Below are 16,072 nucleotides of genomic sequence, written 5' to 3' on the forward strand. Positions count from 1 at the left end.
CACACGTCTGACGCAGTAGGTGATGAGGCAGAATTGCGGTGATGCCGACACCGCCGCAACGCCCCGGCGAACCCGGCCGGCGAGGCCGGGGCCCTGTGCCGCCGCCCGACCCGGCCACCCGGCGGCTGCCTCGTCCCGGCCGGCCCGAGGCGCCGACGGAGCAGCTCCGGGCCCGTCCTCAGCCGCCCGAGCCTGCGACCGAGCAGATCCGGGCGCGCCGTCAGCCCCCTGAAGCCGCGACCGAGAAGATCACAAAGCCCCGCCCACCGGCGGCGGCCCGGCCGGCGGGACCACCGCCGACCAAGCCGCCTGCTGCACCGGAGGAGCCACAACCGGCGAAACGCTCGTCGCAATGGCGTAGTCCGCAGGCGATAATCCTCATCGTCGTCATCGCGGTGTCCCTGGTGGTGATCGGGCTGACCGGCGGCGAACTGTTCGCCCGTCACAAGGCGAGCTCCCTGCTCGTCTCGGTCGCCGAATGTGTGGTGGAGGACAACGCCTCGGTTTCTTTCGGGGTGAACCCGCCGTTCCTGTGGCAGCACATCACCGGGCACTACACCAACATCTCCGTGGAGACCGGCGGCAAACAGGTGCAGGCCGCCAAGGGGATGACCGCGGATGTGGCGCTGTCCGACATCAGGTTGCAGGGCACCTCGGACTCCAAGGGCACCATCGGATCGTTGAACGCCACATTGACCTGGACGGCGGCCGGGATCAAGGACACGGTGGCCGAGAACCTGCCGGGCGTCGGCTCTTTGGTGACCGATGTGAGCACGGACCCCGCTGCGGGCACCATCACCATGGAGGCGGTGGGGGACACCAAGGTGACCGCCAAGCCCGTGGTGAACGACGGAAACCTGGACCTGCAGATCACCGACGTCAGTGGTCCGTTCGAGAAGGAGACCGTGCAGACGGCGCTCGACGCTCTGATGACGAAGCTCAACGACGCCTACCCGCTAGGGATCCACGCCGACAGCGTCTTGGTGACCGACACCGGAGTGGTCGGCAAGTTCTCCAGTCAGAACGCGTCCATTCCCAACGACGGTTCTGACGACGCCTGCTTCGCGAAGCTCTGATGTTCCGAATCGCGGCGGCCGGAGCGCTGATACTGATGGCTCTGTCCATCGCGCCGCCGGCCCGGGCGCAGGAACCCAGCCCGCTGCAGCCGCTCGTCGATGCCGCCGCGCAGCGACTGCAGACGGCGGACCCGGTGGCCGCCAACAAGTTCCGTACCGGTGGACTGATCGAGGACCCGAAACGCGAACAACAGGTCATCGAGGCCACGACCGCCGAGGCCGACAGCCGCCACCTCGACCCGGCCTACGTGCGTGACGTGTTCCGGGATCAGATCGACGCGACCGTCGCCGTGGAGTACGGCCTGTTCTCGCAATGGAAACTGGATCCGGCGACCGCGCCGGTGACTGCACCCGACCTGGCCGCGTCGAGGACGACGATCGACGGACTCAACCACACGATGGTCGACGAGATCGCCGACCAGTGGCCGGTCCTGCATTCACCGGCCTGCCGGGCAGACCTGGTGAGCGCAGTCGAGAGCGTGGCCGCGGCGCGAAATTTCGACCCGTTGTATCGGCGCGCGCTGGACCACGCCACCAGCTCTTATTGCCGCTGACTACCGCGCACAGCCCACTATTGACGTTTCTGTAGACCGTGGGCGGGTATCCCTGGCCGCAGGAGGTTCAGGAAATGCCTACATGGAGTTGGATCGTCATCGCCGCAGTCGTCGTGATCATCGTGCTGCTCGCGGTGGTCGTCGGCGCGTCGATGATGCGTCAGAAGCGCAGTGAGCGGCTCAGGGAACAGTTCGGGCCGGAGTATGAGCACGCCGTCGAAAAAGCGGGCGGCCAGCGTGCAGCGGAGCGGGAACTGCTTGCGCGCGAACGCAAACACAACAAGCTGAAGATCAACGAGTTGTCGCCGGAATCCCGGACCCGGTACGTCGAGGCGTGGGGGGTGACCCAGGCCGGGTTCGTCGACAACCCATCCAAATCGGTAGGCGAGGCAGATCGCCTGGTGACCGAGGTGATGCGGGAACGTGGTTATCCGATAGACGATTTCGAGCAGCGTGCTGCTGACATCTCGGTCGACCATCCCAAGGTGGTCGAGCACTACCGTGCCGCGCACATCCTGCACCTTGCTCAGGATCAGGGGGAGATCGGTACCGAGGCGCAACGTGAGGCCCTCGTGCACTATCGCGCGCTCTTCGAGCAGTTGGTCGGCAATGCACCGGAATCGCATGCGGGGCCCGAAACGCGCTCCGGGCGCGATACGCAGGCTGCCGAACACGTGGCCCAGAGCGAGCACGGCGCCCCAGCCGAGGGTGAAACCGGCACGAACCAAACCGGCACGGATTCGACGAAGGAGGCGCGAGCATGACCACTCACGACGAACAAGCGGCAACCGCCCCGCCGCGCGACGCGGAGGTGCCGGGAGGCGCGGGGGTACGAGAGGACGCGGAGGTATCCGAGACCCGCGCCGCCGATAAGACACGGCCCGCTCCCGCGGCAGATTCAGGCACTGGCCAGGCCGAGCCGGTGCACGACGACAACACGCTGCTGTTCGCCGACGAGCATCGGTCCGGACTGCACTCGCGCTGGAATGACGTTCAGGCGGCGTTCGTCGACGACCCGAAAGAGTCTGTCCAGAAAGCGGACAACCTTGTGGCGGAAGTCGTCGAGGAGCTCACCGCAAGTTTCGCCGACACCCGGTCCCGGCTCGAGGCGCAGTGGTCTCGCGGCGAGGAGGCCTCCACCGAGGATCTCCGCCTCGCGTTGACGCGTTACCGCGATTTCTTCAACCGGTTGCTGTCGGTGTGAGGTGCCGGAGGGGTACAGACTGAGAGCTAGAGACTGTCCACGATGGCGTTCTTCAGCGTCTCGGAGCTTGTGCCGAAGACCGCCTGAACGCTGTTGCCCACCTCGATGACGCCTGCGGCGCCGAGGGCCTTCAACCGGTCCTGGTCGACCTTGCTCTTGTCGGCGACCTCCATGCGGAGCCGGGTGATGCAGGCATCGACATTGACGAGGTTCTCCCGGCCCCCGAAGGCGGCGATGATCTGCTCGGCCTGAGTGTCGGCCCGCGCGGGTGCGGTGAGGGTGCCGGAACCGCCGGCGGCGACCGGATCGCCGGCCCCGCCGGCAGCGGCGGCATCGGCTCCCTCACCGAGATTCGCCTGTTCCTCGGCCTCGAACTCGGCGTCGGGTTCACGGCCCGGCGTGCGCATGTTCCATTTCGTGATCGCGACGTAGAACAGCACGAAATAGATGACCGAGAACACCGCCCCCATGGCGATGAGCAGCCAGATGTTCTTCGCAGCCGGAGCACCGCCGTAGAGCAGCAGGTCGAGTAGCCCGGCCGAGAACGAGAAGCCCAGGTGGATGTCGAGCAGGTAGGCGATCGCCAGGGACAGTCCGGTCAGGACCGCGTGGATGACGTAGAGCGGGAACGCCACGAACATGAACGCGAACTCGAGCGGTTCGGTCACCCCGGTCAGAAATGCGGTGAGGGCCGCCGCCGACAGGATGCCGACCGCGACCTTGCGTTGCTTCTTGTTCGCGGCGAGGATCATCGCCAATGCCGCCGCAGGGAGGCCGAACATCAGGACGGGGTAGAACCCGGACGTGAGAATGCCGGCGGTCGGGTCGCCGGCAGCGAACCGGGTGAGTTCGCCGGTGACCACGGTGCCGTCCGGAGTCTGGTAGTCGCCGTAGAGGAACCACACGTATGAGTTCGGAATATGGTGCAGACCCAGAGGAATCAGCATGCGGTTTGCGAATCCGTAGACGAACGCGCCCAACGCGCCGCTCCCGCCGATGAACCGGCCGAGGCCGGTCAGCCCCGCATCGAAGATCGGATAGAAGTAACTCATCAGGAAGGCGATGAACAAACTGGCCAGGGACACCACGATCGGTACGAACCGTCGCCCTCCGAAAAAGCCGAGATACGACGGTAATTGGATGGTGTGGTACCGGTCGAACAGCCAGGCCGTCACCAGACCCACTACGATCCCGGCGAACACGCTGTAGTTGATCTGAGCCTGGTCACCGGCCTTGTCCACCTCGCCGGCCAGCACGATGGGGGACATGGTCTTGAAGACCGCGGCCATCACCAGGTATCCGACCACCGCGGCCAGCGCCGTCGAGCCGTCGGCCTTTCGGGCGAAGCCGATCGCGACACCGACGGCGAAGAGCAGGGGCAGATTGGTGAACAGGGCGTCGCCGGCCGCGCTCATCGCCTTGAAGAACGCGCCGATGACGGGGGAGTCGATCCGGCCCAGCAGATCGGGTTGGCCGAGCCGTAGCAGGATGCCCGCGGCGGGCAACACGGCGATGGGCAGCATGAGGCTCTTGCCGAGCCGTTGCAGTTGCGCGAAAGCAGGTATGCGCAGACCGGACTTCTCCTGTGCACCTTCAGGTTTCGTCGTACCGCTCATCGCACCACCGTCCTCCTGGCCACCCGGCGCGAACCGCCGTAAAGCTGTGCGGAAGCTTAGACGAGAACCCGTGAACTCGCGGCCGTCTTCCGGCCGCCCTCGTATTGTTGGGACACCACAGAAGGAGTCACCACAGTGAGCTTGACGCGAGTACTCGCCCCCGTCGCCGGGCGCGCGGTAGCACTCCAGGATGTTCCGGATCCCGTGTTCTCGGCGGGCATGGTCGGCTACGGTGCCGCGGTCGATCCGCCGCGCGGCGTGATCGACGCAATCGCGCCGGTCAGCGGCAAGTTGCTGAAACTGATGCCGCATGCCTACGTCATCATGACGGCCGAGGGCGTCGGTGTGCTGGTGCACCTCGGGCTGGATACCGTCGCTATGAACGGCGAGGGCTTCACCGCCCACGTCAGCCAGGGAGAGGATGTTGCCGCCGGTCAGGTGGTGATCACCTACGACGTGCCCGCAGTCGAGGCGAAGGGTCTCAATCCCATTGTCCCCGTAGTGGTCATGGACGAACGTGAACCCGGCAATGTGACAGTGGCCGGGCCGGTCGCGGCCGGAGCCGATATCCCGTCGGGCGCAGAACTTTTTACTGCGGCCAAGTAGATGGTCGAGTAGATGGAAGTCATCATCCTGGCCGATGCCGACGAGATCGGCAGGGTGGCCGCCGACGCGTTCGGCGGGCTGCTCGACCGTAAACCGAACGCCGTCCTGGGCCTTGCCACCGGGTCGTCGCCGCTGGCGGTCTACGACGAACTCGCCGCCCGGTGCGCTGCGGGACAGATCTCGTTCCGGCACGCCAGGGGATTCACCCTCGACGAATACGTGGGCCTGCCCGTCGATCATCCTGAGCGCTACCGCAATGTCATCGACACCGTGTTCGTCTCGCGCGTCGACTTCGCCCCCGGGGCGGTGCAGGGCCCTGACGGCCTGGCCGACGACATCCCGGCGGCGTGCGCGGCATACGAGGCGGCCATCCGCACTGCCGGCGGCGTCGATTTGCAGGTCGTCGGTATCGGCACCGACGGGCACATCGCCTTCAACGAACCCGGGTCCTCGCTGGCCTCGCGCACCCGGATCAAGACGCTGACCCGCCAGACCCGCGTCGACAATGCCCGGTTCTTCGGGGACGACCTCGATGCGGTGCCGACACACTGCCTCACCCAGGGGTTGGCCACCATCATGGCGGCCCGGCACGTCATCCTGGTGGCCCTCGGTCGCAGGAAGGCCGAGGCGGTGCACCACCTCGTCGAGGGCGCCGTGACCGCCATGTGGCCGGCCACCATCCTGCAGCACCATCCGCACGTCACGGTTCTGCTGGACGACGCTGCGGCGCAGCGGCTTCAGCTCATCGACTACTACCGCGAGACCTACCTCGCGAAACCGGATTGGCAGGGCATCTGAGTGCTGCTGACTGCCGACACGCTCATTGCGGGCGCAGAACTGTTACGGCCGGGGTGGATCGACCTGTCGGGCGGGAAGGTGACGGCGGTGGGAGCGGGTCGCCCGCCCCGAAGTGCCGATCGCGAACTGGGTGCGGTGACTGTGATGCCGGGTTTCGTCGACACCCATTCCCACGGCGGTGGCGGGGGCAGTTTCTCGGCCGCCTCGACGGCCGATACGTCGGCCGCCGTGGCGCTGCACCGTCGCCACGGCACCACCACCATGATCGCCTCGCTGGTCACCGCGAGCCCCGACGACCTGCTGCACGAGGTCGGCGCACTGGCGGCGGATGTCCGCGCCGGACTGATCGACGGCATACACCTCGAAGGTCCGTGGCTGTCGACCGTGCGGTGCGGTGCTCATCAACCCGCGCTCATGCGGGACCCGGACCCGGCCGAGATCGACCGGTTGCTGGCCGCCGCGGCGGGAACGATCAGGATGGTGACCATCGCTCCGGAGCGTCCCGGTGCGCCGGCCGCGATCCGGCAGTTCGTCGACGCCGGCGTGGTGGTGGCTGTCGGCCATACCGAGGCCACCTACGAACAGACCCGCGCAGCGATTGCGGCCGGCGCCACGGTGGGCACCCATCTTTTCAACGCGATGCGTCCGGTCGACCGGCGAGAGCCGGGCCCGGTGATCGCGCTGATCGAGGATCCGGCTGTCACCGTCGAACTCATCACCGACGGCGTTCATCTCGATCCGGCCATCTACCGACACGTCACGCGCACCGTCGGGCCGGATCGCGCCTCGTTGATCACCGATGCGATGGCGGCCACCGGCATGCCCGACGGTCGCTACCAGTTGGGGCCCGTGCCGGTCGACGTGGCGGACGGGGTCGCCCGTGTCGGAGGGACGGATACGGTCGCCGGCAGCACCGCGACCATGGATCGGGTGGTCCGATTCGCCATGGCCCATTGCGGTTTGGACCGCGACGATGCGTTGTTGCTCGTCGCCCGTCAGGCCTCGCTGAACCCGGCTCGGGCGCTGCGACTGCCCGCCGGCGATCTGATCCCCGGAGCCGCAGCCGATCTCGTGGTGCTGGATCCGGATCTGTCGGTCACCGGGGTCTTGCGGCGGGGTGTATGGGAGCTTGAACCGGCGGAGTAGCGATTTACCGGGCCCAGCTGCCGGGAAACCCGAGAACTGTTTCCTGAGGCAAAGATTCGTGTTGCGCCCGCCGTGGATAACCGTTACATATTCCAGTACCGGCGTACCGTCAGCCGGGTACGGCGCGAGTACCTAGGGGTCGTTTTTGTCCGACTGGCCATTCGTCGCACGGGATGCTGAACTGCGCGAAGCCGCGCAGGCGTTGCGTGGCGACTTCCGTGGTGTGGTGCTGGCGGGCGGGGCAGGCGTGGGGAAGTCGGCGTTGGCCCGGGTACTTGCCGAGCAAATGGAGGCCGACGGGCGCCAGGTGCGGTTTGTCCTGGGCACCGAAACCGGGCAGGCGGTACCGCTCGGGGCATTTCTGCACGCACTCACCTTGACGGACGCGCATGACCCAACGGTGATGCTCGCCGCGGCGCATGAGGCGCTGGCCGCCGAACCCGATCTGGTCATCGTGGTCGACGATGCTCAGCACCTCGATCAGCTGTCGGCACTACTGGTCCAGCAGCTGGCGGTGCACGGCGCGGCGAAACTCATCGTCACCATCCAGAACCGGGTGCCCACATCCGATGCGGTGACCGCGTTGTGGAAGGAACAGCTGCTGCTGCGGTTGGACCTGGAGCCCTTCACCCGGGCGCAGACCGCCGAATTGATCGCAGCGGTGCTGCACGGTGATGTCGACCCACGCGCGGTCGGTGAACTACACCAGTTCTCCTCCGGCAGTCCGCTCTACCTGCGGGGCGTGGTCAATGCGGCTCTCGGCGACGAGGCGTTCGTACGCGACGAGGGCCGGTGGCGGCTGTGCGGGCCGCTGCGGGCCAGCGCAGACCTGCACGCCCTGATCAATTCACGATTCGACACGCTCACACCGAACGAGCGGGATGTGGTCGACATGGTGTCCACCGCCGAGGTCCTCGACTTCGATGTGCTGGCAGCAGTCTGCGACCTCGACGCGATCGCCAGCGTGGAACGGCGCGGAGCGATCCAGGTGCTCAACGATGCGGCCTGCACCCTGGTGCAACCCGGCCATCCGCTCATCGGTGAGGTTGCACGCGAACGATGCTCGAAAATCCGAACCCGGCAGATCAACACGCAGTTGGCGTCGCTGCTGGCGGCACACCTTCAATCACCGGGCAACGGAGCGGTGCCGGACGTGCGCGGTCGTATCCAGCTGGCTCGATTCATGGTGGGAGGCGATGTCCCGGCGGATCCGGACGTCATCGCCGATGCCGCGGCCAGCGCGGTCACCATGTCCAATCTGACTCTCGGAGAAGAGCTTGCGCGGTACGCGGTGGATCACGGTGCCGGGATGCCCGCGGTGATCGTCCTGGCCGACGCGATGAGTTGGCAGGGCCGGGGCGAGCAGGCCGAGCAACTGTTGGCCCGGTCGGTGCCGGATCCCGACGACGAAGCGATGCTGGCCCGGTGGGGTTGTCTGCGGGCATCGAATCTGTTCTTCGGATGCGCCCGCCCGGACGCGGCGCATGAGGTGCTCTCGACGCTCCGCGAACAGCTGCACTGCCCGCAGACGGTGACCCTGGTGGCCGCGATGGAGGCGGTTTTCGCCTTCCACACCGGTGAGCTGGAGAAGGCGATCGCGCTGGGCACCGCAGTACTGGACCAGAAGGTGCCGCCGACGGCGACGGTATGGGCCGCGCTGGCCACGTCGAGCGCGTTGGCCTTGTCCGGGCGGTCGGACGAGGCCGTCGCGGTGGCGCATGCGGGTGAGCTCGCGGCCGAACATTGTGTGTCGGGCTCGCCGCGGTACTGGTTCGTCTTCGCTCGGGTGTCGGCGGCCCTGGGCGATGTCGAGCTGGACAAGGCGCACGGCATTTGCGATGCCTACGTCGAGAAGGCGGCCGGCTCGCCGCAGGCCGAGGCCATCGGCACCGCACTGCAGGGGAGGGTGGAGCTGGCCCGCGGCCGCCTGGCTTCAGCCTGTGATGCGTTGCAGACGGCGGTGTGGGCCACCCCGCAGGGCCTGCCGCCGGGGTGGCTGATGGTTGTCGTCGCCTGCCTGGCCCAAGCTGAGGGAATGCGTGGCGACGGTGTTGCGGCGGCTGCAGCCCTGGTGCGTGCCGAGGCCGCCGCAGCCGGGCCACGCGATGTGTTCCGGCCTGAGTTGGAGCTGGGCCGCGCGTGGGCTGCGGCCGCGACGGGCGAGACGGGCCCGGCCATCGCACACGCGGTAGCGGCGGCAGACATCGCCGCGGCGAGCGGGATGGACGCCGTCGAGCTGACGGCCCTGCACACCGCACTGAGATTCGGGGACTCGTCGGGGCACGAGCGGATTCAGCAGTTGGCGCGGCGGCGCGGCACCCGGGTGGCGGAAGCCGTCGGGGCGCACAGTCTCGGTCTGACACGGCATGATCCCGCGTTGCTCATCGCGGCGGCGGATCGGTTCGAGGCGCTGGGTGCGTTGGTGCTCACCGCCGACGCCGCCGCCGACGCAGCCAGGATGTACGCCGAGGCAGGCTGCCGCGGCAGTGAACTGGAATCCGCGGCCAGGGCGCTGTGGCTGGCGGGCCAGACCGGGGCGCGCACTCCGGCGCTGCGCTGTGCCGGCGACCCGCTGCCGCTCACGCATCGGGAGTGGGAGATCGCCGACCTGGTCGGGGTGGGGCTGAGCAACCGGCAGATCGCGGGCCGGCTGTGCCTGTCCGTGCGCACCGTCGATGGTCATCTGTACCGCATGTTCGCCAAGCTCGGCGTCGAGGACCGCGATCATCTGGCCCGGTTGGCGCGCTTCGGTCCGGCGGTGTGACGTTGCCGGTCTCAGGTGTCGTCGTCGCTCGCGGTGCGGGCGCCGACGAATGCGAGGAGTCGCGGGTCGGAGGAGGTGAACCGGTCCACTTCCTCACCTCCGTCACAGCGCAGCAAGGAGATCGTGAGGCTGTCCGCAGTGCGGGTCAGTACGCGCCAGTGGGCGCCGGAATCCTGCCAGCGCTGTAGATCTTCGACCCGATCGAGGCTCATGCCAACTACCATGGCACGGCATGGCCGCGAAGAACCGTGTGCGGTTGGCCCGCGTGTATGAGGAGCCCGAACCCGATGAGGGGAAGCGGGTTCTGGTCGACCGGCTGTGGCCCCGGGGCATGAAGAAAACCGATCCGCGGGTGGGTCATTGGCTGCCCGCGGTGGCCCCGTCCACAGAACTGCGGCACTGGTACGACCACAAGCGCGAGCGTTACGACGACTTCGCCGCCCGCTACACCGAGGAGCTGCAGTCCGGTGAGGAGTCCGCGGCCTTCGACGAGCTGCGCACGCTGGTGGGCCAGGGCCCGGTCACGTTGGTGACCGCCACCCGCGAGGTCGAACTCAGCCATCTGACGGTGCTGGCCAAGCTCCTCGCCTGAGCAGGCCCACCGGTCCGGCGGACCAACCGGCGCTCGGGAGGAAGGTAAACCTACCCTCACTCGCTACGGTAGGCTCGGCGCTCAAATGAGCGATATCGATACCGACGTGGCCGACTTGCCAGGGGCCCCCGTGCTCAAACGCGAGCTGACCGACATCACCGACGAGGTACGCGCCGTCGACGCGGCGCCCATCCCGGTTCTGGCCGAGCCGTATGACATCCGGCCGGCCGACGCCGACGCTGACGCCGAGTTGATCTCGGAGTGGATGAACCGTCCGCATCTGGTCGAAGCCTGGGAGTACGACTGGGCCCCCGAGCGGTGGCGGCGCTATCTGCAGGCCCAGCTGGACGGGCAGTACTCGCGGCCGTTGATCGCGAGCTTCCGCGGAAAGCCTGCCGGCTACGTCGAGTTGTATCGGGCGGCCAAGGATTCCATCGCGCCCCGCTATGCCGCCGACCCGCACGACATCGGCATGCACGCTGCGATCGCTGATCTCAGATTCGTCAACCGCGGCATGGGCCCGATCCTGTTGCCGCGCATCGTGGCCAGTGTGTTCGAACTAGACCCGGACTGCCGGCGGGTCATGTTCGACCCGGACCATCGCAACACCGGCGCTCGCCGGCTGTGTGAGTGGGCGGGGTGTGAATTCCTGGGCGAGCACGAGATGTCGAACCGTCGCATGGCCCTCTATGCGCTGCCGCGTACACCCGACGACGCCTTCGGCGCCGCCGGGTAGCTCCGGAACCTTTGAGGCTCCGGCGAATTCACGCTCCGGCGAATTCGGCGTAGCCATCGTAGTCGGGCTTCATGGCCGCGGCCACCAGCTCCCACAGCACCTCATCGGTGCCGCCGCCGACCCGGGCCAGCTTCATGTCGCGCCACCACTTGCCCAGCGGGGTCTCGTCGACGAGATAGCCGGAGCCGCCGAAGATGTGCATGCACTCCGACGCGACCTCTTCGCCCAGTCGTGCCGCGGTCACCTTGAAGGCCGCGGCGGCGCGGAGGTCGAGCTTGCCCTGGAGGGCCACCCCGGCCAGGGCGTACCGAAGCATGTCGACCCGCGCCTGCAGATCGGCCATCCGCATCCGCAGCGCCTGGTGCTCAAAGAGCGTGTGACCGAACTGACGACGTTTCATCATGCGTGCCAACGTGATTCCGAGGATCCGTTGTGCACCGGAGGCCACCTGCCCGGAAATCGACATCCGTTCATGGGCCAGGCCCCAGGAGATCGCGGCGAGCCCGGTCCCAGCGCGGGCCACCAGATGGTCGGCCGGCACCCAGGTGTCGATGTGCACCGCGGCGGTGTCCAGGGGACCGTTGCCGACCTTGCGGTAGGGGGTCTGCACCTCGACCTGTGAAGTCGGGACGGCGATGACGACGACGTTGCCGTGCCTGCTCGTCGGGTCGTGGTCGACGTTGCGGGCCACCACCATGATGTGATCGGCGACCGGGGACAGCGAGACGAACTTCTTGATGCCCTTGATCTCGAAACCGTCTCGGGCCGTGCGGACTTCGGTCTCCACGATCTGCAGATCCGAACCGCCGGATTCTTCCGAGGCGGCGATGCACAGCACGGCCTCGCCGCGGACGGCTTGTTCGCAGATGGTGCGGAGGTGATCGGACTTGCCGAACCGGCGTAGCAACGCGATGGCCGAATCGTGCAGGCTGACGCCCACGCCGATGCCCGAGGAACCGTTGCGGCCCAGCGCGAAGGCCAACTCGATCAGCTTGGCCACGTCGGGCTGCTGACCGTCACCCCACTTCTCGGTGAACACCCCGTTGCGACCGAGGTGTTCGATGAGCGCGCGCGGAAAGCGTTCGGTTTCTTCGGCTTCGGCGGTCCATGCCTTGACCTGATCGTCGAACACCCGATCCAGCAGATCGCGGTACTCGTCGAGGGAGGTGGTGGCCGGCGCCGGCGTGGGCACAGTAGCGGTCATGACTTCGCTTCCTCCAGTTGTCGTTTGACCTCCAGGCGGCGCAGCTTGCCCGAGGAGGTGCGGGGGAGTGAGCCCGGTGTCAGGAACACCACGTCAGCGGGCACGATGCCGCATTCGGAGGCCACCTGTTGGATGACCTGGCTGCGGGCTCCGGCCTCGTCGGCGCCACGGAACTCCGCGGCGATCACCAGGCCGGACCGGACTGCCTTTTCGCCGGCGCCCACCGCTACCACCGCGCCCTCGCGAACACCTTTGACCTGGGCGGCAACCCGCTCGATCTCGGTGGGGAAGATGTTGCGTCCGGCCACGGTGATCAGTTCCTTGGTGCGGCCGCACACCACCAGCCCACCGTCGACGAAGTAGCCCAGATCGCCGGTGGCGAACCAGTCGCCGGAATTCAGGGGTTCCTGGCCGAGGTAGCCCGACATCATCGAGGTGCCGCGGATCTCGACCTCGCCCACCTCGCGGTCGACGATGCCGGCGTTGTCGTCACTGGGGCGCAGACGCACCTCCATCCCGGCAATCGCCTCACCGAGGACCGCCAGCTGCTGCCGGTTGGAACCCGCATCGGTGGTGACGGTGATCTCGTCGATCACCACTCCGCGCCCGGGAACCGGAACCGTGACGGCACAGGATGATTCGGCCATGCCGTAGGACGGGGACAGGGCCCCGGGGTTGAAGCCGAAGCGGGCCAGTTCGGTGCCGAACCGGCTCGTCGCCTCACAGTCCACCGGCTCGCCGCCATTGAGGGCGAATCGCAGGGCTGACAGGTCGAGATCGGTCAGCCGCCTGGAGTACTTGCCGATCAGCCCGTAGGCCATGTTCGGTGCGGCGGTCAGCGTGGCGCGGCTCTCGGTGAGCCACCGCACCCAGCTGAACGGTGAGGCCGCGAACGCTGCGGTCGGCGCCTGCCATACCTCGATGCCGCGGATCGCCCCGGTGAGCAGGAAGGTCAGGCCCATGTCGTGGTACAGCGGCAGCCAGGAGCAACCGATATCGCTGGGCGACAGGCTGATCCGCTCGGCCAGCCCGTTCAGATTGGCCAGTACCGCTGAGGGGGACATCTGAGCGGTGCGTGGGGTTCCGGTGGAACCCGCCGTGCCTTGCAGGACCGCGCACGGGCCGGTTCCCAGCGGCAGCGTTGTGGAGCGTCGATCGTGCGCCACCGCGGTGTCGTCATGGATGGCCACGGAAGGCTCGGCCTTCTCCAGCAGATTCAGGTAGTCACCGTGGCTGAACACGGTGCCCACGCCGATGTCGGTGAACCGCTTGAGCGTGGATTGCGCCCACTGTGCGGCGTCTGCGCCCCGGACGGGACCGGGCAGGACCGAAAGGGCGGCGCCGGAAAGGAGGGCGCCGAGCACCGTCGCGATGCCTTCGGCGGTGGGTTCACCCACCACGCCGACCGCCGTCGAACCGTCGTGACCGATCTGCTCGGCGACGTTCTCGGCACGGGCATACATCTGCGCCCACGGGTGGCGGGTCCAGGTGCGGGTCTCCTGGTCGTACATCACCAGATCGGCGTCGCTCGCGCTCAGAGACGCGGCGAGCGCCGTGGCCAACACGCTCACTGGCTGCTCTGCGCGGCAGGCACTTTCGCCAGGATGGCCGCCTCGAGGTCTCCGACGGTGTCGCAGCTGAGCAGGTCTTCTTCGGACAGGACGACCCCGAGCTTGTCCTCGATCGCCACCATGCCGACGGCGAACGCCACCGAATCCAGACCGGCGTCGTCGACGAGCCGGGATTCCCTGGTCACCCGGCGGACATCGACGTTCATGTCGTCGCGAAGGATCTCGGTGAGGGCGGCGCTGACCGCTTCGGGTGTTGTCGACTGCATGGGGTCGCACGGTACACGGCGAAGGAAAGCTAGGCTAGCCTTACCAAGCCCGCTGTGGGATTAGTAACTGAAGCGCGCCAGATCGGTGCCACCGAAGCGCCGGCCGGCATCGACGACAGTCGCCGAGGGCACCATCTCGGCGCTGATCACACCATGCTCGCGGGTGAGTTCGTCGATGATCTCGAAGGCGCCGGCGATCCGTTCCGGGGTGTCCACCACGATCGTCGTCACCGGCACCTGACGTCCGAACTGAAACAGCCGGTCACCGTGCGGCTTGTCGTCGTCGCTGAAACCCCACACCGCGCGCAGCACGGTGGCGCCGCCGGCGGCACCGGTCTGCATCAGCCTGCGGACGATCGCCCGGTGGATGGGCACCCCGTCGTGGTGTGCGGTCTCCGACGTGTGCACCATCAGCTTCTGCCACAGCTGTCGGCCCTGCGCGTCGGTGGCAGGAAGTTCGGCCGGGCGGGTCAGCAACTGCCCGCCCCGCTTGCACAGTTGCGCCCGCTCGACGGTGAGCAGCGGATTGTTCGCCAGAAGTTCCGTGAGCTCACCGAGTACGGCGTTCACCTGCGCGCCAGTTCCGAGGCCGATGATCATCAGCGGCACGTCGGTGTTTCGGCTGAAGAACGCCGCGCGTCGACGCTGGCCGTGTGCGGTGCCGTCGACACCGAGGAACACGGTGGCCCCCGCGAAGCCGCGCCGGTGCAGCAGATCGCACACCGCACGGTAGGCCGGAACTCCACCGACCCGGTGATGGCGGCCGACGTACACCGTCAGCTTGCAGGTATCGGTCACGGTCGGCGCGGGCGACTCACGCCGGATCAGCTGGGCCCGTTCGAGGGTGATCAGACCGCGGGGAATGAGATCGACGGTCTGCTCGGCAAGCGCGGAGATCTTGTCGGCGGCATCGACCGCCGCGATGGTGATCGGCGGATCTTCCGAGGCCGTCAACGTCTCGTCGGTACGCAGGTGATGGTGCGGACCGAAGCTGGAGATCCCGCGCAGCATCACGCTGATCGCGATGTCGCTGCCGCCGTACAGATCCAAGAGCGCGTCGGCGACGAAGCGGTGCTCGTGACGCGACCGTTCGGCGAAGTACGCGGTCAGCTTGAGGTAGTCGGTGGTGGTCACAGGTGGCTCCCGAGCGACATGCCCAGCCATGCCGCGGTCAGGCCGAGCGCCACGCTGACAGCGATGTTGCCGACTGCGGGCCAGATCCGGCGCTCCTCACCCAGCCGTTGGGTTTCCAGCATCCAGGTGGAGAACGTTGTGTAGGAGCCGACGAATGCGGTGCCGGCCAATAGCGCGGCGTGCCGGTCCAGGGCCAGTCCGCCGAGGAAGCCGAGCAGAAAGGCGCCGCTGAGGTTGACGGCCAAGGTGCCGAACGGGAAGCCGCGGGTGTGCCGTGCGGACACCGCACGGTCCAACAGGAAGCGGCAGACCGCTCCGGCGCCGCCAAGGAGCAGCACGCCGGTCCACACCATCACGGTTGTCATCGGCGCACCGCCGCCCGACGCACCATCGCGGTCGCGATCGCCACTGCCAGCAGACCGGCGGCGATGCTGGCGGCGGTGTATCCCGCGGCCAATGCCCAGTTGCCGTGTTCGAGCATCGTGACCGTCTCGACCTGCATCGTGGAAAAGGTGGTCAGCCCGCCGCACACGCCAGTACCCAACAGTGGCCTGCGGTAACTGGACACCGGCAGCCGCTCCAGCAGTCGCGTGGTGAAGTAGCCGAGCAGAAACGCGCCGAGAATGTTCACGATGAACGTCGGCCACGGCCAGTGTCCGGGTTCGGGTGCCGCGAGCACCGCCAGTCCTGCGCGGGCGAGGGTGCCCAGCGCGCCGCCGACGAAAACTGCGGCGAGTTCGCGGCCGTCGTGACGGGTCATGATGCAAAGTATGTCGGTCGCCGGCCCGACAGCTATCGTCGGCTC

At 67.6% G+C, this 16,072-nt stretch carries 18 protein-coding genes; 10 read left to right on the forward strand and 8 right to left on the reverse strand.

The window, feature by feature from the left end; genetic code table 11:
* Positions 1-41 precede the first annotated feature (41 nt).
* From A5779_RS03580 to A5779_RS03595, 4 genes are all read left to right on the forward strand, one after another.
* Positions 42-1,076 (forward strand): LmeA family phospholipid-binding protein, encoded by a 1,035-nt coding sequence (locus A5779_RS03580; protein WP_064879024.1) that lies wholly within the window; start codon positions 42-44, stop codon positions 1,074-1,076.
* On the forward strand, positions 1,076-1,630 hold the full coding sequence (locus A5779_RS03585; RefSeq protein ID WP_064879026.1) for a chorismate mutase: 555 nt from the start codon (positions 1,076-1,078) through the stop codon (positions 1,628-1,630). Before A5779_RS03580 ends, A5779_RS03585 begins: the two co-directional genes overlap by 1 nt.
* 113 nt (positions 1,631-1,743) lie before the next feature.
* Positions 1,744-2,394 (forward strand): hypothetical protein, encoded by a 651-nt coding sequence (locus tag A5779_RS03590; RefSeq protein ID WP_236734631.1) that lies wholly within the window; start codon positions 1,744-1,746, stop codon positions 2,392-2,394.
* Positions 2,391-2,834: a hypothetical protein gene (locus A5779_RS03595; protein ID WP_064879029.1), complete on the forward strand. Its 444-nt coding sequence runs from the start codon at positions 2,391-2,393 to the stop codon at positions 2,832-2,834. The genes A5779_RS03590 and A5779_RS03595 overlap by 4 nt, the downstream gene beginning before the upstream one ends.
* A 26-nt stretch (positions 2,835-2,860) precedes the next feature.
* Here A5779_RS03595 and A5779_RS03600 read toward each other — a convergent pair whose 3' ends face one another.
* Positions 2,861-4,450, reverse strand: coding sequence for a PTS transporter subunit EIIC (locus A5779_RS03600; RefSeq protein WP_064879032.1), 1,590 nt, complete (start codon positions 4,448-4,450; stop codon positions 2,861-2,863).
* Positions 4,451-4,585: 135 nt separating this feature from the next.
* Between A5779_RS03600 and A5779_RS03605 the strand changes: the two genes are divergently transcribed.
* The 4 genes from A5779_RS03605 to A5779_RS03620 all read left to right on the forward strand — a co-directional run bounded on the left by A5779_RS03605 (position 4,586) and on the right by A5779_RS03620 (position 9,764).
* Positions 4,586-5,056: a PTS sugar transporter subunit IIA gene (locus A5779_RS03605; RefSeq protein ID WP_064879035.1), complete on the forward strand. Its 471-nt coding sequence runs from the start codon at positions 4,586-4,588 to the stop codon at positions 5,054-5,056.
* Positions 5,057-5,068: 12 nt separating this feature from the next.
* Positions 5,069-5,854, forward strand: coding sequence for a glucosamine-6-phosphate deaminase (nagB, locus tag A5779_RS03610; protein ID WP_064879037.1), 786 nt, complete (start codon positions 5,069-5,071; stop codon positions 5,852-5,854).
* Positions 5,855-7,000 (forward strand): N-acetylglucosamine-6-phosphate deacetylase, encoded by a 1,146-nt coding sequence (nagA, locus tag A5779_RS03615; protein WP_064879039.1) that lies wholly within the window; start codon positions 5,855-5,857, stop codon positions 6,998-7,000.
* Between the two features lie 145 nt (positions 7,001-7,145).
* Positions 7,146-9,764: a helix-turn-helix transcriptional regulator gene (locus A5779_RS03620; RefSeq protein ID WP_064879041.1), complete on the forward strand. Its 2,619-nt coding sequence runs from the start codon at positions 7,146-7,148 to the stop codon at positions 9,762-9,764.
* Between the two features lie 11 nt (positions 9,765-9,775).
* Here A5779_RS03620 and A5779_RS03625 read toward each other — a convergent pair whose 3' ends face one another.
* Positions 9,776-9,976, reverse strand: coding sequence for a hypothetical protein (locus A5779_RS03625; protein WP_064879044.1), 201 nt, complete (start codon positions 9,974-9,976; stop codon positions 9,776-9,778).
* Positions 9,977-9,996: 20 nt separating this feature from the next.
* Here A5779_RS03625 and A5779_RS03630 point away from each other — a divergent pair, with 20 nt between their 5' ends.
* Positions 9,997-10,356 (forward strand): DUF488 domain-containing protein, encoded by a 360-nt coding sequence (locus A5779_RS03630; protein ID WP_064879048.1) that lies wholly within the window; start codon positions 9,997-9,999, stop codon positions 10,354-10,356.
* An 85-nt stretch (positions 10,357-10,441) separates the two neighbouring features.
* Complete coding sequence (locus tag A5779_RS03635; protein WP_064879050.1) at positions 10,442-11,092, forward strand: GNAT family N-acetyltransferase; 651 nt, start codon at positions 10,442-10,444, stop codon at positions 11,090-11,092.
* Between the two features lie 28 nt (positions 11,093-11,120).
* Here A5779_RS03635 and mbtN read toward each other — a convergent pair whose 3' ends face one another.
* Genes mbtN through crcB (A5779_RS03665) form a run of 6 tightly spaced genes read right to left on the reverse strand, consistent with a single transcriptional unit; the run spans position 11,121 to position 16,027 of the window.
* Positions 11,121-12,296 carry a mycobactin biosynthesis acyl-ACP dehydrogenase MbtN gene (mbtN, locus tag A5779_RS03640; protein WP_064879053.1) on the reverse strand — a complete coding sequence of 392 codons (1,176 nt, stop codon included), beginning with the start codon at positions 12,294-12,296 and terminating at the stop codon, positions 11,121-11,123.
* Entirely contained in the window at positions 12,293-13,858 is a 1,566-nt protein-coding gene (gene mbtM, locus A5779_RS03645) for a long-chain-fatty acid--ACP ligase MbtM (protein ID WP_236734636.1), read from the reverse strand. Before mbtM ends, mbtN begins: the two co-directional genes overlap by 4 nt.
* Positions 13,859-13,863: 5 nt before the next feature.
* A complete protein-coding gene (locus A5779_RS03650) occupies positions 13,864-14,133 on the reverse strand; it encodes a mycobactin biosynthesis acyl carrier protein MbtL (protein WP_055112333.1) in 270 nt (89 codons plus the stop codon).
* Between the two features lie 60 nt (positions 14,134-14,193).
* The gene (locus A5779_RS03655) at positions 14,194-15,267 is read right to left on the reverse strand and encodes a putative PII-like signaling protein (protein ID WP_110776843.1); all 1,074 of its coding nucleotides are present in this window, start codon (positions 15,265-15,267) and stop codon (positions 14,194-14,196) included.
* On the reverse strand, positions 15,264-15,632 hold the full coding sequence (gene crcB / locus A5779_RS03660; protein ID WP_064879061.1) for a fluoride efflux transporter CrcB: 369 nt from the start codon (positions 15,630-15,632) through the stop codon (positions 15,264-15,266). Before crcB (A5779_RS03660) ends, A5779_RS03655 begins: the two co-directional genes overlap by 4 nt.
* Complete coding sequence (gene crcB / locus A5779_RS03665; protein WP_055112339.1) at positions 15,629-16,027, reverse strand: fluoride efflux transporter CrcB; 399 nt, start codon at positions 16,025-16,027, stop codon at positions 15,629-15,631. Before crcB (A5779_RS03665) ends, crcB (A5779_RS03660) begins: the two co-directional genes overlap by 4 nt.
* Positions 16,028-16,072: the final 45 nt, after the last annotated feature.

The organism is Mycolicibacterium peregrinum (genome assembly GCF_001665625.1).
In the GTDB taxonomy this organism is placed as follows: domain Bacteria; phylum Actinomycetota; class Actinomycetes; order Mycobacteriales; family Mycobacteriaceae; genus Mycobacterium; species Mycobacterium peregrinum_B.